Annotated in this window: 16 protein-coding genes; 2 read left to right on the top strand and 14 right to left on the bottom strand. The window is 68.4% G+C overall.

The features are described 5' to 3' along the window. Window positions 1–22: 22 nt before the first annotated feature. From ADE01S_RS16515 to ADE01S_RS16485, 7 genes are all read right to left on the bottom strand, one after another. Window positions 23–1177, bottom strand: coding sequence for a thiolase family protein (locus ADE01S_RS16515; protein WP_062682812.1), 1155 nt, complete (start codon window positions 1175–1177; stop codon window positions 23–25). Beyond that, window positions 1174–3036, bottom strand: coding sequence for an AMP-dependent synthetase/ligase (locus ADE01S_RS16510; RefSeq protein WP_062682811.1), 1863 nt, complete (start codon window positions 3034–3036; stop codon window positions 1174–1176). The genes ADE01S_RS16515 and ADE01S_RS16510 overlap by 4 nt, the downstream gene beginning before the upstream one ends. Further along, complete coding sequence (locus tag ADE01S_RS16505; RefSeq protein ID WP_062682846.1) at window positions 3033–3827, bottom strand: ABC transporter ATP-binding protein; 795 nt, start codon at window positions 3825–3827, stop codon at window positions 3033–3035. The genes ADE01S_RS16510 and ADE01S_RS16505 overlap by 4 nt, the downstream gene beginning before the upstream one ends. A 61-nt stretch (window positions 3828–3888) precedes the next feature. Next, complete coding sequence (locus tag ADE01S_RS16500) at window positions 3889–5070, bottom strand: ABC transporter substrate-binding protein (RefSeq protein WP_062682810.1); 1182 nt, start codon at window positions 5068–5070, stop codon at window positions 3889–3891. A 55-nt stretch (window positions 5071–5125) separates the two neighbouring features. Beyond that, window positions 5126–6163 carry a branched-chain amino acid ABC transporter permease gene (locus ADE01S_RS16495; RefSeq protein WP_062682809.1) on the bottom strand — a complete coding sequence of 346 codons (1038 nt, stop codon included), beginning with the start codon at window positions 6161–6163 and terminating at the stop codon, window positions 5126–5128. Window positions 6164–6166: 3 nt separating this feature from the next. Further along, window positions 6167–7045: a branched-chain amino acid ABC transporter permease gene (locus ADE01S_RS16490; RefSeq protein WP_062682808.1), complete on the bottom strand. Its 879-nt coding sequence runs from the start codon at window positions 7043–7045 to the stop codon at window positions 6167–6169. Further along, entirely contained in the window at window positions 7045–7869 is an 825-nt protein-coding gene (locus tag ADE01S_RS16485) for an ABC transporter ATP-binding protein (RefSeq protein ID WP_062682807.1), read from the bottom strand. The genes ADE01S_RS16490 and ADE01S_RS16485 overlap by 1 nt, the downstream gene beginning before the upstream one ends. A gap of 252 nt (window positions 7870–8121) precedes the next feature. On the opposite strand from ADE01S_RS16485, the gene ADE01S_RS16480 reads away from it, so the two are divergent. Beyond that, complete coding sequence (locus ADE01S_RS16480) at window positions 8122–8925, top strand: enoyl-CoA hydratase/isomerase family protein (RefSeq protein WP_062682806.1); 804 nt, start codon at window positions 8122–8124, stop codon at window positions 8923–8925. Window positions 8926–8928: 3 nt separating this feature from the next. Here the strand turns inward: ADE01S_RS16480 and ADE01S_RS16475 are convergent, their stop codons facing one another. The 3 genes from ADE01S_RS16475 to ADE01S_RS16465 are packed head-to-tail and all read right to left on the bottom strand — an operon-like array spanning window position 8929 to window position 11917. Next, complete coding sequence (locus ADE01S_RS16475; RefSeq protein WP_062682805.1) at window positions 8929–9714, bottom strand: enoyl-CoA hydratase/isomerase family protein; 786 nt, start codon at window positions 9712–9714, stop codon at window positions 8929–8931. Further along, window positions 9711–10940: a CaiB/BaiF CoA transferase family protein gene (locus ADE01S_RS16470; protein WP_087881350.1), complete on the bottom strand. Its 1230-nt coding sequence runs from the start codon at window positions 10938–10940 to the stop codon at window positions 9711–9713. Before ADE01S_RS16470 ends, ADE01S_RS16475 begins: the two co-directional genes overlap by 4 nt. A gap of 2 nt (window positions 10941–10942) precedes the next feature. Beyond that, on the bottom strand, window positions 10943–11917 hold the full coding sequence (locus ADE01S_RS16465) for a Bug family tripartite tricarboxylate transporter substrate binding protein (RefSeq protein WP_062682803.1): 975 nt from the start codon (window positions 11915–11917) through the stop codon (window positions 10943–10945). Between the two features lie 126 nt (window positions 11918–12043). Between ADE01S_RS16465 and ADE01S_RS16460 the strand changes: the two genes are divergently transcribed. Then, window positions 12044–12991, top strand: a complete 948-nt coding sequence (locus ADE01S_RS16460) for a LysR family transcriptional regulator (RefSeq protein ID WP_062682802.1) — start codon at window positions 12044–12046, stop codon at window positions 12989–12991. Window positions 12992–12994: 3 nt separating this feature from the next. Here the strand turns inward: ADE01S_RS16460 and ADE01S_RS16455 are convergent, their stop codons facing one another. From ADE01S_RS16455 to hscA, 4 genes are all read right to left on the bottom strand, one after another. Then, complete coding sequence (locus tag ADE01S_RS16455; RefSeq protein WP_062682801.1) at window positions 12995–13879, bottom strand: methylglyoxal synthase; 885 nt, start codon at window positions 13877–13879, stop codon at window positions 12995–12997. Between the two features lie 81 nt (window positions 13880–13960). Continuing rightward, complete coding sequence (gene iscX / locus ADE01S_RS16450) at window positions 13961–14155, bottom strand: Fe-S cluster assembly protein IscX (protein WP_062682800.1); 195 nt, start codon at window positions 14153–14155, stop codon at window positions 13961–13963. Next, window positions 14155–14496: an ISC system 2Fe-2S type ferredoxin gene (fdx, locus tag ADE01S_RS16445; protein ID WP_043547647.1), complete on the bottom strand. Its 342-nt coding sequence runs from the start codon at window positions 14494–14496 to the stop codon at window positions 14155–14157. The genes iscX and fdx overlap by 1 nt, the downstream gene beginning before the upstream one ends. A 9-nt stretch (window positions 14497–14505) precedes the next feature. Beyond that, window positions 14506–16368 carry a Fe-S protein assembly chaperone HscA gene (gene hscA, locus ADE01S_RS16440; protein ID WP_062682799.1) on the bottom strand — a complete coding sequence of 621 codons (1863 nt, stop codon included), beginning with the start codon at window positions 16366–16368 and terminating at the stop codon, window positions 14506–14508. Window positions 16369–16411: the final 43 nt, after the last annotated feature.

The following is a 16411-nucleotide window of genomic DNA, read 5'->3' as shown; positions in this document are numbered from 1 at the left end:
GTTCCGGTCTTGCCCATGCGGCTCACAGCCTTTGGATAATGGTCGCGGTCGCCATGCCGTGGCCGATGCACATCAGTTGCATGCCCAGCTCGCCCTCGGTGGCCTCCAGCCCCGCCAGCATCTTGCCCATCAGGCCCGCGCCCGTCGCCCCCAGCGGATGCCCGTGAGCGATCGCGCCGCCCCAGGGGTTCACGCGCGACAGGTTCGCGCCCAGTTCGCGCTGCCACGCCAGCACCACGCTGGCGAACGCCTCGTTGATTTCGATCCAGTCGATATCGCCCAGCGCCAGTCCCGCCCGCGCCAGCGCCTGGCGGGCGGCGGGAATGACGCCGGTCAGTTGCATCACCGGGTCCGACCCGACCACGACTCGCGCCAGGAACCGCGCGCGCGGCCGCAAGCCGTCGGCCAGCGCGGTATCCCGGTCGCCCAGCAGCACCGCCGCCGCGCCGTCGGCCAGCTGGCTGGCGTTGGCGGCCGTCACGCCGCCCTGGCCGGGCGGCCGCAAGGCCGGCGCCATCGCCGCCATGCGGGCCGCGTCCGTGGTTTCGCGGATGCCTTCGTCGCGGCACGCGGATGCCGACGGCCCCGGCAGCAGTTCGGCATGCAGCCCGGCGTCGGCCGCGGCCCATGCGCGGGCATGGCTTTCGCGAGCCCATTGGTCCATCTCGGACTGCGACAGCCCCCAATGCTCCGCTATCCGTTCCGCGCTCTCGATCTGGTGGACGAGCGGATGGCGCTCCAGCAGCGCCGGGTTCAGGGAGTCGAATCCCCGGAACTCGCCCTGCCCCAGCGTCACGTCCAGGAACATCGGCACGCGGCTCATGCTTTCCACGCCGCCCGCCACCACGTAGCGCATGTCGCCCGCGGCGATCGCCTGCGCGCCGAAATGGACCGCCTGCTGGCTGGATCCGCACATGCGGTTCAACGACACCCCGGGCACGCTCTCCGGCAGCCCGGCCAGCATCGCGGCCAGCCGGCCGATATTGGCGCCCTGCTCGCCCGCCTGGCTGACGCAGCCGGCGATCAGGTCCTCGACCTTGTCCGCCGGCAGGCCGGCGCGCGCCAGCAGCCCTTCCACCGTCTGGGCCAGCAGCGCGTCCGGCCGCGTCTGCGCCCACCATCCTCCGCGCCGCCCGAAGGGCGTGCGCACCGCCTCCAAGATCACGGCCTCGTTCATGCCGTCGTCTCCTCAACGTATAGCGTTTCGATTTCGTCGGCGTAGGCGCGATAGATGCTGGCGCGCCGCACCTTCATCGTCGCGGTCACTTCGCCGTCGTCATGATCCAGTTCCTTGGTCAGCAGATGGAAGCGCTTGATCTGCGCCACCGGGGCCAGCCCGGCGTTGGCGCGCGCCACCTCTTGCTGGACCAGCTCGCGCACCTGCGGGCATTCGGCCAGCGACCGGAAATGCGTGAACGCGATGCGCCGGGATTCCGCCCACTTCCCCACCGTATCGAATTCCAGCTGGATCAGCGCCGACACGTATTTCCGGCCGTCCGCGATCACGATGCACTCCTTGACGTAGGGGCTGCCCTTGACCGCGTTCTCGATCTCGGAGGGCGTCAGGTTCTTGCCGCCCGCCGTGATCATGATGTCCTTGAGGCGATCCACGATGCGCACGCGCCCGCCGTCCTCGGCCACCACGTCGCCCGTGTGCAGCCAGCCGTCGCGCACCGTATCGGCCGTGGCCTCCGGGTTCTTGTAATAGCCCTGGAACACCATCTCGCCGCGCACCTGCAGCTCGCCCGCCTCGCCCATGCGCCATTCCACGCCCAGGATGGGCTCGCCCACGGTTCCCACTTTCACCCGGTCCGGATGCTGCCCGAAGATCATCCCCGCCGACTCGGTCAGCCCGTAGACTTCCACCAGCGGCACGCCCAGCGTGCGGAAGTAGCGCACCACGTCCGGCGGGATCGGCGCGGCGCCCGTCATCGCCACTCGCACCCGCCGCAAGCCGATGAAATTCTGCAGCGCCCGCAGCACCAGCCAGTACCACAGCCAGTACGTCAGCCGTTCGCCCGCGCCGTATTGTCGCGGCGACTTCTCCAGGAATGGCCCGCAGCCGGCCAGCGCCTTGCGGTACAGCCACTGCTGCACGCGTCCGGCCTCCTGCATCTTGATGGAGATCGCCGCGTGCAGCTTTTCCCAGATCCGCGGCACGCCCAGGAAGATCGTCGGCGCGACCTCGCGCAGGTCTTCCTGCACGGTCCGGATCGATTCGCCGAAATTCACCTGCGCGCCCAGGTAGATGGGCACGAAGGTCGACAGCATCTGCTCGGCCACGTGGCACAGCGGCAAGTACGACAGATGCACGCTGGCCGCGTCCATCGACAGCCGTTCGGCAATGCCCGGCGCCACGCCGCGCATATTGCGGTAGCTCAGCATCGCGCCCTTGGGCTTGCCGGTGGAGCCGGACGTGTAGATCATCAGCCCGGTTTCGTCCAGCCCCTGCGAGTCCAGCGCCGCATTCAAGGCCGCCAGCTCCGCGGCCTCGCGATCGCGGCCGTCGGCCTCGACCTGCGCGAACGGCACGATGCGCTCGCGGTCCGGCGGCGAGTAGGAACGCAAGCCCTTGGTTTCCATCATCACGATGCGCCGCAGCAGCGGCAGGCGCGACGCCACCTGCAGCACTTTATCGGTCTGCTCCTGGTCCTCGCACACCACCAGTTCGACGTCCGCGTGCTCCAGCACGTAGCCCATTTCCTCCGCCGGGCTCGTGGAATAAACGCCCACCGCCACGCCGCCCACCGCGCCCGCGCCCATCTGGGCCAGCAGCCATTCCACGCGGTTGTCCGACACGATGGCCACCCGCCCGCCGGCGCTCAGCCCCAACGCGCGCAGCCCCAGCCCGACGCGGCAGGCGCGCTGCCAGTATTCCGCCCACGACAGCGGTTTCCAGATGCCGAAGTCCTTTTGCCGGATGGCGATGGCGGACGGCTGGCGCCGCGCCTGTTCGCGCAGCATCTGCGGCAGCGTCAGCGCCGGCCAGGCGTTTGCGGGGTCCGGCCCGCCGGGAAGGGAGCGCTTGTCCGTCATGAGAGCCAGCGCTTGCGGCGCTTGTAGTGCTTGATGTCGCGAAAGCCCCGGGCCTCGCCCGTTCCGCCCACGCCCAGGTAGAACTCGCGCACGTCCGGGTCCGCCGCCAGCCGGTCGGCCGAGCCGTCGATCACCACCTTGCCGGTCTCCATGATGTATCCGTAATGCGCCACCGCCAGCGCCACCGAGGCGTTCTGCTCCACCAGCAGCATCGACACCCCTTGCTCGCTGTTGATGCGCGCGATGATGGAAAAAATGCTCTCGACCAGCATCGGCGACAGGCCCAGCGAGGGCTCGTCCAGCAGCATCAGCTTGGGCTGCGCGATCAGCGCCCGGCCGATGGCCAGCATCTGCTGCTCGCCGCCCGACAGATAGCCGGCCAGCCCGCGGCGCCGCTCGTACAGGCGCGGGAAATAGCTATAGACCAGGTCGAAATCCACCCGCGCGCCGGGCCTGCCGGTGAGCGCGTAGGTGGCCGCCACCAGGTTCTCTTCCACGGTCAGATCTTCGAACACCCTGCGCCCCTCCATGACGTGCGCCAGGCCCGAGCGGACCAGGTTCTGCGGCTTCACGCCCGCGGTGTCGCCGCCGCCGAACACGATCTGCCCGCGCACCAGGGCCCCGTCCTCCAGGTCCAGCAGGCCGGACACGGCCTTCAGCGTGGTGGACTTGCCGGCCCCGTTGCTGCCCAGCAGCGCGACGATGCTGCCGGCCGGCACCGACAGGGACAGGCCGCGCAGCACCTGCACCGCCTTGTTGTAGACGACTTCGATGTTGTTGATATCGAGCACCGCCTGCGCCGCCCCGGCGCCGGTTCCCGCGCGCGCGTCCTGTCCCGGATTCACGTCGGCCTCACTTGAGCACGATCCAATCGGAAGCGGGCACCATCTGCTTCTGCTTCACGTCGGCGCGATAGATCCGGCCCACCGGTATCGAATTGCCCTTGATGCTGATCGGCACGCCGATCAGGCCGCCCGTGTCGAAGTCCTTGATGCCGTCCAGCGCGGCCTTCATATTGGCGGCGGTCAGTTCCTTGCCCGCGTCCAGCGTGCGCTTGGCGACTTCGGTGAACAGCATGGCCGCCAGGAAACCCTGCATGTAGCCGGTGCTCTGGTACTGCGGGCGCATTTCGCGGATCTTCTTCAGCATCGGCGCATCGGCGGCCGTGTCGTAGTAGTAGCGGTAAGGCATCACGCCCATGAAGCCCTCGGCGTCCTCGCCCATCTGCATCACGGTGGAGTTGTCCATGGTCCAGAACGTGCCCATGTAGCGGGTCTTCAGGCCCATGCGCTTGCCCTGCCCCACGAATTCGGGAATGGGCGCCAGCACGTAGCCGTGGAAAATCGTGAAATCCGGATCGGCGCGGCGCAGCTTGATCACCTCGGTGGACACATCCACGCTGCCCGGCGGCGTCATGATTTCAGTGGCCACCTTCAACCCGAGCTTCTCGGCTACTGCCCGCGAACTGGCGATGGGGTCGCGGCCGAACTCCGTGTCCGAATAGACGAACGCCACCTTCGCGCCCGGCTGCTCCTTGGCGATGTACCGCAACAGGATGCCGAACATTTCCGTGTAGTCGGGCCCCAGCATGAACTGCGCGGGATACTTCGCAGGATCGTTCAGTTCGGTCGCGAACGAGGCGCCCGTCATCAGGATGTCTCCGCTGCGGTTCAGCTCGGCGTTGATGGTCTTGGAGAAGCCCGTCGAATCGCCGTAATAGAAGTTCACCTTGTTCTGGCTGGTGATCTTCTTGAACGCCGCCACCGATGCGTCCACCTTGTAGGCCGTGTCTTCCGGCACGTAGCGCAGCTTGCGCCCCTTCACCCCGCCCTGGTCGTTGACGATCTTCACGTAGTCCGTGATGCCCGCGTGTATCCCCTGGCCGGCGAACGCGAACACGCCGCTCAGCGGAATCGACCCGCCCAGCACCAGGTCCTCGGCCGCCTGCGCCGCGGGCGCCGCCGCCAATGCCGCCGCCAGGCCGAACGGGGCCAACAACCTCGATAAACCGCTGCCTATCCGGATGCGCTTCATGGTTTGTCTCCTGGGTCTTGTGGGTAGTGGCCATCCTCGCGCGGGGCGCGAAACGCTACGTGCGAAAAGGCCAGAGGTGAAAGAATCGGCGCACTCGCCGCCAGATTTCCGCGAGCCCGTGCGGCTCGAAGATCAAGAAGCCCACGATCAGCAGGCCGAAAACAATGGTGCGCACGGGCGAGATCAGCCGCAGCGCGTCGCCGCCCACGGGCAGCCAGCCGACGACCAGCTTGAGGAACTCGGGCACCATCGTCATGAAGATGGCGCCCAGGATGGATCCGAGGATCGAGCCCATGCCGCCGACGATGATGGCGGCCAGGAAGAAGATGGACATGATGAGCGGGAAGCTCTCTGGCGTGACCACCCGGAAGAAATAGGCCCACAGGCCGCCCGCCACGCCGGCGTAGAACGACGACAGCCCGAACGACAGCAGCTTGTAGCGCAGCAGCCGGATGCCCAGCACCTCGGCGGAAATGTCGCGGTCGCGGATGGCGATGAAGGCGCGGCCGATGCGCGTGCGGAACAGGTTCGCGGCGCCCAGCACCATCAGCGCGGTCACGGGCACGATCAGCCAATAGATCTTGAACGAGGTATCCAGGTCCATGCCCAGCACGCGGGCGGGCGGCACCTGCAGGCCCGTGGTGCCGCCGGTGAACTGCCAGTTCGCGAAGACGAAATGCGCAATGAACGAGGCGGCGATGGTGGCGATCGCCAGGTACAGCCCCTTGACCCGCAGCGAAGGAATGCCGACCAGCAGCCCGCCCAGCATCGCCACCACGCCGCCGCCCAGCAGGTTGACCGCGACCGGCGTGCCCAGGCGCAGCTCCATCACCGCCACGGTGTAGGCGCCCAGCCCCATGAAGGCGGCCTGCCCCAGGCTGACCAGCCCCGTATAGCCGGTCAGGATGTTCAGCCCCGTGGCGCTGGCGATATTGATCGCCACCAGGCAGGCCAGGTACAGCCAATAGGCATTCGCCATGAAGGGAAACAGCACCAGCGATGCCGCCAGCAGCGCCAGCCACAGGTGCTGGGTGCGCGTATCGAAGAGCGCCTCGTCGGCCAGGTAGGTCTGTTTGGCGGTGGCGATGCGCATGGATCAGAGCCTCTCGATTTCACGGGTGCCGAACAGGCCGTACGGCCGCGCCATCAGCACCACGACCAGCACGACGAAAGTGGCCAGCAGCTTGTACTCGCCGCCCAGGTAGGCCCCGGCCCAGGCCTCCAGCAGCCCGATGAAGATGCCGCCGACCAGGGCGCCGGCCACGCTGTCCAGCCCGCCCACGATCACCACCACCAGCACCGACAGGCCGAACACGCCCATGGACGAAGAGATGCCGCCGATGGCGCCCACGATCACGCCCGACACCGCGGCGATCGCGCCCGCCGTCACCCAGGCCAGCGAAAACACCCGCGGCACGTTGATGCCCATGGCATAGGCCGCGCCCTGGTCCGACGCCGTGGCGCGCAGCGCCACCCCGCCGCGCCAGTAGCGGAACACCACCAGCACCAGCAAGGCCAGCACCACCGCGACCCAGAAGCCGTAGAAGACCTTGGGCGCCACGAACGCCTCGCCCACCATCACGGGCGAGCGCGGCATGAATTCCGGCAGGCGGCGCTGGTCGGCCGTCCAGATGAGTTCCACCGCGCCCACAAGGATGGAGGCCAGGCCCACGGTGATCATGAACACCGAGATCGGCGCCTCGCCCAGCATGGGCCGTATCGTCAGGCGCTCGACCACCGCGCCCAGCGCGCCGGACACCACCACCGCGCCCACGATGGCCAGCCAGATCGGCCACTCCATGCCGGTCGCGAAGGCATAGAACACGTAGGCGCCCAGCATCAGGAACTCGCCGATGGCGATGTTGACCACCCGCGTCGCCTTGTACACGATGACGAACGCCAGCGCGGCCAGCGCATACAGCCCGCCGCTGCCCAGTCCGGCCAGCGTGACCTCCAGGAGGAACAGCCAATCCATCAGGCGGCCTCCCTCAGGCGGCGGCGCAGGTCGCCCACGTCGCCGGCGCCCAGGTAGGCCTTGATCACTTCCGGATCGGCCTGCACTTCGGACGGCGTGCCGTCGGCGATGACCTGCCCGAAGTTCAGCACCACGACGTGGTCGGACAGGTCCATCACCATGCCCATGTCGTGCTCCACCATCAGCACCGTCACGCCCCACTCGGAGCGCGCATCCAGGATGAAACGCGCCATGTCGTCGGTCTCTTCGCGGTTCATGCCCGCGACGGGCTCGTCCAGCATCAGCACCTTGGGGTTCATCGCCAGCGCGCGCGCCAGCTCCACGCGCTTCTGCAGGCCGTAGGACAGCGCCGCGACCGGGGCGTGGCGGATGTGGTCGATCTCCAGGAAATCGATGATGCGTTCTTCGATGTCCGCGCGCAGCGCCATTTCCTCGCGGCGCGCGCGCCCGAAGTAGAGCAGCGCGTCCAGCACGTTGGTGCGCAGGTGCGCGTGGCGGCCCAGCTTGATGTTGTCCAGCACCGTCATGCCGCGGAACAGCGCGATGTTCTGGAAGCTGCGCGCCAGGCCCAGCCTGGCGCGTTCGGGCGCGGCCACTCGCGTGATGTCCCGGCCTTCGAAGCGGATCTGCCCCGACGCGGGCTTGTAGAAGCCGGAGATGGTGTTGAACAGCGAGGTCTTGCCGGCGCCGTTCGGGCCGATGACCGTGGTGATGGAGCCGGGCGCCACGCGAAAGCCGACGCCGGTCAGCGCCTTGACCCCGCCGAACGCCAGCGTCACCCCATCCGCCTCCAGCAAGGCAGGCCTGTCGGACTGATCCACCATTTGTCTCCCCGCATTATTTTTGCGAAGCCTAGCCGCCTGGGGCGGACATTTTTTACGACGGTGAACCTGGCGAACCCGCGAGGCAGGAGATGCAACGAACCTGTCTTTACCTACGCCAGTACAGCGCCGGAAATTCGTTCTATGCGTTACGCTAAGCGTGCTCAAAACAAAACCAAGCAAGCGCTCGGTTCAGACCATAGCATCGCGGTTTTTGGATCGACAGTTGGTATTTACCCGAAACGGAGACTAGCCATGACCCAGGACCTTCCGGTCTTCCAGACGCTGCTGCTGGAAACCGACGGCGCACTCGCCACCGTCACGCTGAACCGCGCGGACGCGCTCAACGCCATCGACGTGGCCATGGCCCGCGACCTGCTGCGGGCCGCCCAATGGCTGGAAACGCGCGAGGCGGTGCGCGTGGTGCTGCTGCGCGCGGCGGGCAAGGCCTTCTGCGCCGGCGGCGACATCGGCATGTTCACGGGCGATCCCGCCACGGTGCGCGCCACGCTGTCCGATCTGTTCACGCCCCTCAACGACTTCATCGCGCGGATCGCGCGCATGGACAAGGTCTGGCTGGCGCAGGCGCACGGCGTCGCCGCCGGCGCCGGCCTGTCGCTGGTGCTGGCCTGCGACCTCGCCATCGCCGATGCCGGCACCCGCTTCATGACGGCCTACCTGAAGCTCGGCGCCACGCCCGACGCCGGCATGACGCACGGGCTCGCGCGCGTCGTGGGCCCCAAGCGCGCCCTGGATCTGCTGCTGCGGCACGATGCCTTCACGGCCGGCGACGCGCTGGCCTGGGGCATCCTCACCAGAACCGCCCCGGCCGGTGAGATCGCCGAGGCGGCGCTGGCCTACGCGCAGGAGATTGCGGGCCACGCGCCGCACGGCCTCGCAGGCGCGAAGGCGCTGTTGCGCTCGGCCGCGCATGCCACGCTGGAAACCCAGCTGGCCGAGGAAACGGCGCGCTTCCTGCAATCCGCCGCCCGGGAGGACTTCGCCGAAGGCGTCCAGGCCTTCCGCGAAAAGCGCCCTCCCCGGTTTGCCGGCCGGTAGGGCCTAGCGCTCGGCGCTGGCGCCGGACCAGTCCGGTGCGCGCTTTTCCACGAAAGCGCTCAAGCCTTCGCGCGCCTGCGGCGTCGCCGCGGCGTTGCAGAACACCTCCACCGCCGTGGCCACCCGGCGCCGGTATTCGTTGTCGTTGCTGTACACGAAGGCGCGCCGGCCCAGGGCCAGCACCTGCGGCGGCTTGTCCGCCAGCGACCGCGCCAGGCCGCGGGCGTGCTCCAGCAGTTCGGCGGCGGGCGCCAGGCGCGTCACCAGGCCCATGGCGTGCGCATCCTGCGCGCTGAACGTGCGGCCGGTAAACAACAGATCGAACGCCCGATGCTTGCCGACGATGCCCGGCAGGTGCACGTAGTGGATGGCGGGCAGCACGCCCACGTCGATCTCCGGATAGCCGAACGTGGCGGTGTCGGCCGCCACGATCATGTCGCTGGAGACGGCCACCGTCATGCCGCCGCCCCGCACGGCCCCGGACACCACCGAGATCGACGGCTTGGTCAGCTCGAACTGGGCGTCGTACAGCTTGACGTACAGCTTCGTGAGCAGTTCGTGTATGCGGGCCGGCGCGCTCTGCAGCAGCTTCTTCATGTCCAGCCCGGCGCAGAAGCGCCCCGGCAGGTCGCTGGCCAGCAGCACGGCGCGCACGTCGGGATCCGCGTTGGCCCGGTTCAGCGCGGCGATCAATTCATCCAGCATGTCCACGTCCAGCGCATTGACCGGCGCGTGGCACAGGCGGATCTCGGCGATCCGGTCGCGGACCTCATAGCGCAGGTGTTTCATGCCCGATCTCCTTTGCGGGTGTTTTCCTGGACGCTGCCCTCGGCCAGCATGGCTTCGATCTCGGCCTCCGCATACCCCAGTCCGGCCAGGATCTCGCGGCTATGTTCGCCCAGCAGGGGCGCCGGCAGCGCGGCCTGGCGCGGCTGGCGGCCGAACCGCACCGGCAGCCCCACGTTCCGCACCTCGCCCAGGACGGGGTGCCGGGTGGTCACGATGAGTTCGCGCGCGGCAACCTGGGGGTGGGCCAGCGCCTGGTCCAGGGTATGGATGGCGGAGCAGGCAATGCCCGCCGGCTTGAGCGTATCCAGCCATTGCGCCACGGTGCGCGTTTCGATGCGCGACTGCACCAGCGCGACAGTGGCGTCGAAGTTGCGCACGCGGTCGGCGTTGGTGGCGAATTCCGGCGCGTCCACGTAGGCCTGCAGGCCCGCCACCGCGCAGAAACGCTGCCATTGCGCATCGTTTCCGACGCCCAGCATCAGGTCGCCGTCGGCGGCGCGGAACGCCTGGTAGGGGCACATCGCCGGATGGCCCGTGCCCATGCGGCGCGGCACCTTGCCCGTGCGCCAGTAGTTCTGCGCCATGTAGGACATCAGCCCCAGCGAGGTGTCCAGCAGCGACACGTCCAGGTATTGCCCCTGGCCCGTCTGGCTGCGTTCCAGCAGCGCCGCCAGGATCCCGCTCAGCGCGTACGAGCCGGTTCCGAGGTCCACCGGCGAAAAGCTGGCGCGCGCGAAATTCCCGCCAGGCTCGCCCATCGTACTGATCATGCCGCTGAAGGCCTGCAGCATGACGTCGTAGCCCGGCTCCTCTCCCATCGGGCCTTCCCGGCCGTAGCCGGAGATCTCGCAATACACCAGCTTGGGATTGATGCGGCTCAGCGTGTCGTAGTCCACGCCCAGGCGCGCGGCGGTCTTCCCCCCGAAACCCTGCAGGACCACGTCCGCCTGCGCCGCCAGGCGGTGCACGACGGCGCGTCCGGCTTCGGTCTTCAGGTCCACGGCGAGGCTGCGCTTGTTGTGATTCACCGCCAGGAAGGTCGCGGACTCGCCGCCATCCTGCGGCAGCCAGGCGCGCGTATCGTCGCCCGTGCCCACCGGCTCGACCTTGATCACGCGCGCGCCCAGCTCGCCCAGATACTGCCCGCATAGCGGCCCGGCCAGGACCTTGCTCAGGTCCAGGACGGTGATGTGCTTCAACGGGGTCATGCGGTCAGCGGCAGCCATGTTCATTGTTCAGCCTTGAGCCCGATGGTGTTCGCGGCCTGCGTCCACTGGGCGGTTTCGTGCTTGAAGAATTCGTCCAGGTTCGCGGGCGCCACCTGGAACGCCTCGGCGCCGCGCTCCTGCATCGCCTTGCGGTAGGCGTCGCTCGCCACTACCTTGGCCACCGCCGCGCGCAGCTTCTGCACCGCCTCGTCCGGCGTGCCCGCGGGCGTTTGCAGCGAGAACCAGAATTTGAGGTCCAGGCTGGGATAGCCGGCTTCCTTCAGCGTCGGCACGTCCGGCAGCAAGGGCGAGCGTTCGGCGGACGTGATGGCCAGGGCCTTGAGCCTGCCGCCCTGCACCTGGCCGATGCTGGTGGACATGCTGTCGAACAGGAAATCGATCTGCCCGCCGATCACGTCGGTCACGGCATTGGCGCTGCCCTTGTAGGCCACGCCCACCGCCTGGAAATCGGCCAGCTTCTGCAGCGACGCGCCGTACACGTGCGGCGAGCTGCCCGGGCCGAAGGTCGCGTAGCTCAGGCCGTTGGGCGTGTTGCGCCCGCGCTCGACCAGTTCGGCCAGCGTCTTGACGGGCGTGCGCTCCGGATTCACCACCAGGAGGTTGGGCATGGCGCCGGTGGTGCCGACGGGCACGTAGTCCTTCAGCGGATTCATCTTGGCGCTGGGATACATCAGCGGGTTGATGGCCTGCATGGCCACCGTGTTGTGCATCAGCGTGTAGCCGTCGGCCGGCCCGTTCAGCACGCTCTGGTAGCCCACGTTGCCGCTGGCGCCGGGCTTGTTCTGCACGATGACCTGCTGCCCCAGCTCGCGCGCCAGCGGCTCGGCCACCAGCCGGGCGATGAAGTCGGTCGGCCCGCCCGCCGAGAACGGCACGACCAGGGTAATGGGCTTGGACGGCCAGGTATCGGCCAAAGCCGGGGCGGACAAAGTTGCCGAGGCCAGGCACGCGGCCAGGATTCTGTTGAGCGTCATGATGTCTCCGAAGTTTTCTTGGCAGTGGCGCCCATTATGCGAAGCGGATTGATATATTAGAAATACCGTTTAAATATGCAGGCCATAATAAATTTGTGATGGCCTGAGCAGGCAGGAGGGCCTCCGATGAGCATGTCCATACGCGCCATGCAGTGCTTCGTCGCCGTGGTGTCGACCGGGTCGATCAGCCGCGCGGCGGCTGCGCTGCACGTGGCCCAGCCCGCGCTGAGCCTGTTGATGCGGAACCTGGAGGAAGACCTGGGCGTGGTGCTGCTGCATCGCAGCGCCCGAGGGGTCGCGCCCACCGCCGCCGGCGCGCGCCTGCTGGCGCACGCCCGGGAGATCCTGGGACGCATCGATGCGGCGCGCGCGGACGTGCGGGAAGACCTCAACGCGCCCCGCGGCGCCGTATCGCTGGCGATGTCGATGTCCATGGCCAAGCTGCTGACCGTGCCGCTCTTGCGGTTCAGCCTGAAGCATTGGCCGGGGGTCTACCTGAAGATCATCGAATCCAGCACCGGATACATCCCCGGCTTCGTCAGTTCGGGCCACGCGGACCTGGGCCTGACGTTCAGCGACGAGGCATCGGTCGATCTGCGGTTCCAGCATCTGATCGACGAAGAACTGGTGGTGGTGTCCCCGCCCGCGGCGAAGTCCAGGTCTGTGAAAAAGCCGGCCGCCGATCTGCACGCGCTGCCGGCGATCAGCTTGCGCGCCCTGTCGGAGCTGCCGCTGGTGCTGCCGGGAAATCCGCACAGCCTGCGCCGCCTGCTGGACCAGTACCAGCAACGCGAGCGCGTCGAATTCCGCGTCATCGCGGAGGCCAATGCCATTCCCCAGCTGATCGAACTGGCGCAGGCCGGGGTCGCGCACACGATTCTTTCGTACGAAGCGGTGCGCCAGGAGGCCCAACGCGGCGAGGTGGTGCTGCGCCGCATCGGCGCGTCCAGGCTGACCCGGCCGGTGTTCCTGTGCCGCTCGGACGTCCTGCCGCTATCGATGGCGGCGGCGGCCGTGGCCGACCGCCTGGCCCGCATCATCGCGGACGCGCACCCCGCCGCGGCGCCCGGCTAGCGGTCAGGCTTGCCGCTTTTCCACCGCCTGCGCCCAACGCCGCGCCACGGTCGGCGAGGTTGCGCAGGTGGCCGATTCCGTCACCACGCGCACCGCGCGCTCCAGCAGTTGGATGTCGGCCTCGTGCTGGCGGGCCACGTGCGGATCCTCGAAAAAGATGACGCGCTGGCACTGATGCTCCAGCACCAGTTCGGCGATCTGGGCGTCGCCGCCCAGCGGCCCGCTCAGATAGCGGTGCACCCAGGGCGTGTCCTTGGGCCATCCGCGCGACCAAGCCAGTTCATTGAGGCGGCCGCCGGTCGTGCCCGTGGCCACGCGCCGCGCGAATTGCGACAGCACGTCGAAATGCTCGGCGGCGAACGCCACCATCTCGTCCTTCAAGGCATCGTGCGCGATCAGCGCCAGCGTCTGGCCGGTGAAATTGAACAGGCGCGAGGCCGACTCGTCCGGCGCCAGCCCGGCGTGCACGCGCTCCACTTCCATCCACTCGATGGCGCCGGCCAGCGTCGAAATGAACGGCCGGCCATGCGTGATGCACTGCCGCTTGAGCGCCAGCGCCTCGGGGAAAATCGAAGAAGGATCCACCGGATCGATCAGGTAGATCGCGCCGTCGAACGGCGCGTTGCCGTCGCGGCCCTCGGTGACGCGGGCCACCAGCTTCATCAGCCCGCCCTCGCGGCCATAGGGATAGCGAACCAGCCCGCTATAGCCCTGCAGCATGCCCTCGCGCACGATCGCGTCGTGCGTGCGGCCCACGGTATGCAGCTGCACACCCAGCTCGCGGATCGTCGGCGAACATGCGCGCAGCCAGGTAAACAGGGCGGCGTCGGGAGTTTCGTGGTGGAGCCGGTTGGCGGCCAGGCCAAAACGCAATTGGGCAGCGGGCATCTCTAGACTCGGGAAGGAGAACAACGGGATCCCTCATGATACCGGGAAAGAAAAAAAGCTCCCCGCAGGGAGCTTCTTTCTTCAGTCGGCTTCGTCGATCCAGGCCATCTGGATGGCCTCCAGGATCTTTTCGCCGCAGTGGGCCGGGTCGTCACTGAAGCCCGGCAGGGCCAGGACCCACTCGCGCAGCTGCACGAAACGCAGCGTCTTGGGGTCCACGTCGGGATACGTGTCCGCCAGCGCGGCGGCGATCTCGTAGGTGTCGGTCCACTTCATCAATGGCCCTCTTTCGCGTGGTTGATGGTGTACTTGGGAATCTCGACCGTCAGGTCGGCGTCCGCCACCACCGCCTGGCAGGACAGGCGCGAGGTCGGGGTCAGGCCCCAGGCCTTGTCGAGCAGGTCCTCCTCGTCGTCGGTGGCGTCTTCCAGCGACGCATAGCCCTGCTTGACCACCACGTGACAGGTGGTGCACGCGCAGGACAGCTCGCAGGCATGCTCGATATCGATATGGTTATCCAGCAGCACGCGGCAGATCGACACGCCCTTGGGCGCGTCTTCGATCACCGCGCCTTCCGGGCAGTACTCGGGATGAGGCAATACAGTCAGTTTCGGCATAACGTGTTATCAGGCGATCTCATCAAGTTTGCGGCCGGCCAGCGCGGCGCGGATGCTGCGGTCCATCCGTCGCGCGGCGAACTCGTCGGTCGCGGCGGACAGGGCCTGCACCGCGGCTTTCACGGTGTCCGCGTCCGCGGCGTCCTGGGCCGCGACGGCGGCCTGCAGGCATTCGTCCACGCGCTTGCGCTCGTCCGCGTCCAGCAGGTCGCCGTCCACGGCCAGCGCGGCCTGGACCGACTCGACCAACTGGCGCGCGTCCACCTGCTGCTCGCGCAGCATGCGCGCCTGCGCGTCCGAGTCCGCCTGCGCCACGCTATCGGCCAGCATCTGCGCGATCTCGTCGTCGGACAGGCCGTAGGACGGCTTGACCGACACCATGGCCTCGACGCCCTGGCTCTGTTCGCGCGCCGTCACGCTCAGCAGGCCGTCCGCGTCCACCTGGAAGGTCACGCGGATGCGCGCCGCGCCCGCCACCATGGGCGGGATGCCGCGCAGCTCGAACCGCGCCAGCGAGCGCGAATCGGCGACCAGGTCGCGTTCGCCCTGCACCACGTGGATGCACATCGCCGTCTGGCCGTCCTTGAAGGTCGTGAATTCCTGAGCGCGCGCCACGGGAATGGTGCTGTTGCGCGGAATGATGCGCTCCACCAGGCCGCCCATGGTTTCCAGGCCGAGCGACAGCGGGATCACGTCCAGCAGCAGCCAGTCCTCGCCCGGCGCGCGATTGCCCGCCAGCAGGTTGGCCTGCAGGGCCGCGCCCAGCGCCACCACCTGGTCCGGGTCCAGATCGGTCAGGGGCGGCGTGCCGAACAGCTGCCCCACGGCTTGGCGCACGACCGGCATGCGCGTGGCGCCGCCCACCATTACCACGCCGCGCACGTCGGCCGGCGCCAGCGATGCGTCGCGCAGCGCCCGGCGCGCGCAGTCCAGCGTGCGGCCGATCAGGGGCTGGGCCAGGGTTTCGAATTCGGCGCGGGTCAGCGCCGCGTCCACCGCGCGGCCGTCCGACAGCGCGAGCTGCAGCCTGGCCTCGTCGGCGTCCGACAGCGCTTCGCGCGCCGCGCGCGCCGCCATCAGCAGGCCGCGGCGGTCCGAGGGCGTGAGCTCGCCCGAGGCCAGCCCGGCCAGCACGTGGTCCACGATCAGGGCGTCGAAATCGTCGCCGCCGAGCGCGGTGTCGCCGCCCGTGGAGATGACTTCGAACACGCCCTGGGTCAGGCGCAGGATGGAAATATCGAAAGTGCCGCCGCCCAGGTCATAGACTGCGTAGACGCCTTCGGCCGCGTTGTCCAGGCCGTAGGCGATCGCCGCCGCGGTAGGCTCGTTCAGCAGCCGCAGCACGTTCAGCCCGGCCAGGCGAGCCGCGTCGCGCGTGGCCTGGCGCTGGGCGTCGTCGAAATACGCCGGCACCGTGATGACGGCGCCGACCAGGTCGTCGCCCAGCACGTCTTCGGCGCGCTGGCGCAAGACCGCCAGGATCTGCGCCGACACTTCCACCGGGCTCAGGTCTCCCTGCGCCGTGCGGATGCGCACCATGCCGGGCGCGTCGACGAATTCGTACGGCGCGCGCATCGCGCGCGCCTCTTCCAGGGACCGCCCCATGAAGCGCTTCACCGACACGACGGTATTCAGCGGATCCTGGGCCTGCTGGCCCAGCGGCTCGCGGCCGGTGGTGACCTTGCCATCGGCGAAGTAGCGCACCGCGGACGGCAGCAAGGCATGGCCTTGCGCGTCGGGCAGCACTTCGGCGACGCTGCTGCGCACCGCCGCGACTAGGGAGTTGGTCGTGCCCAGGTCGATCCCGACCGCCAGCTTGCGCTGGTGCGGCGCGGGCGATTCACCGGGTTCGGAAATCTGCAATAAGGCCATGATTCTGTTTTTCTGGTCAGTGGGCGGCGGGGCCCGCCTTGCG

The organism is Achromobacter denitrificans NBRC 15125 (assembly GCF_001571365.1).
Classification (GTDB): domain Bacteria; phylum Pseudomonadota; class Gammaproteobacteria; order Burkholderiales; family Burkholderiaceae_B; genus Achromobacter; species Achromobacter denitrificans.
The sequence above is the reverse complement of the archived record's forward strand: the minus strand, read 5'-3'. Positions and strand labels throughout refer to the sequence as shown.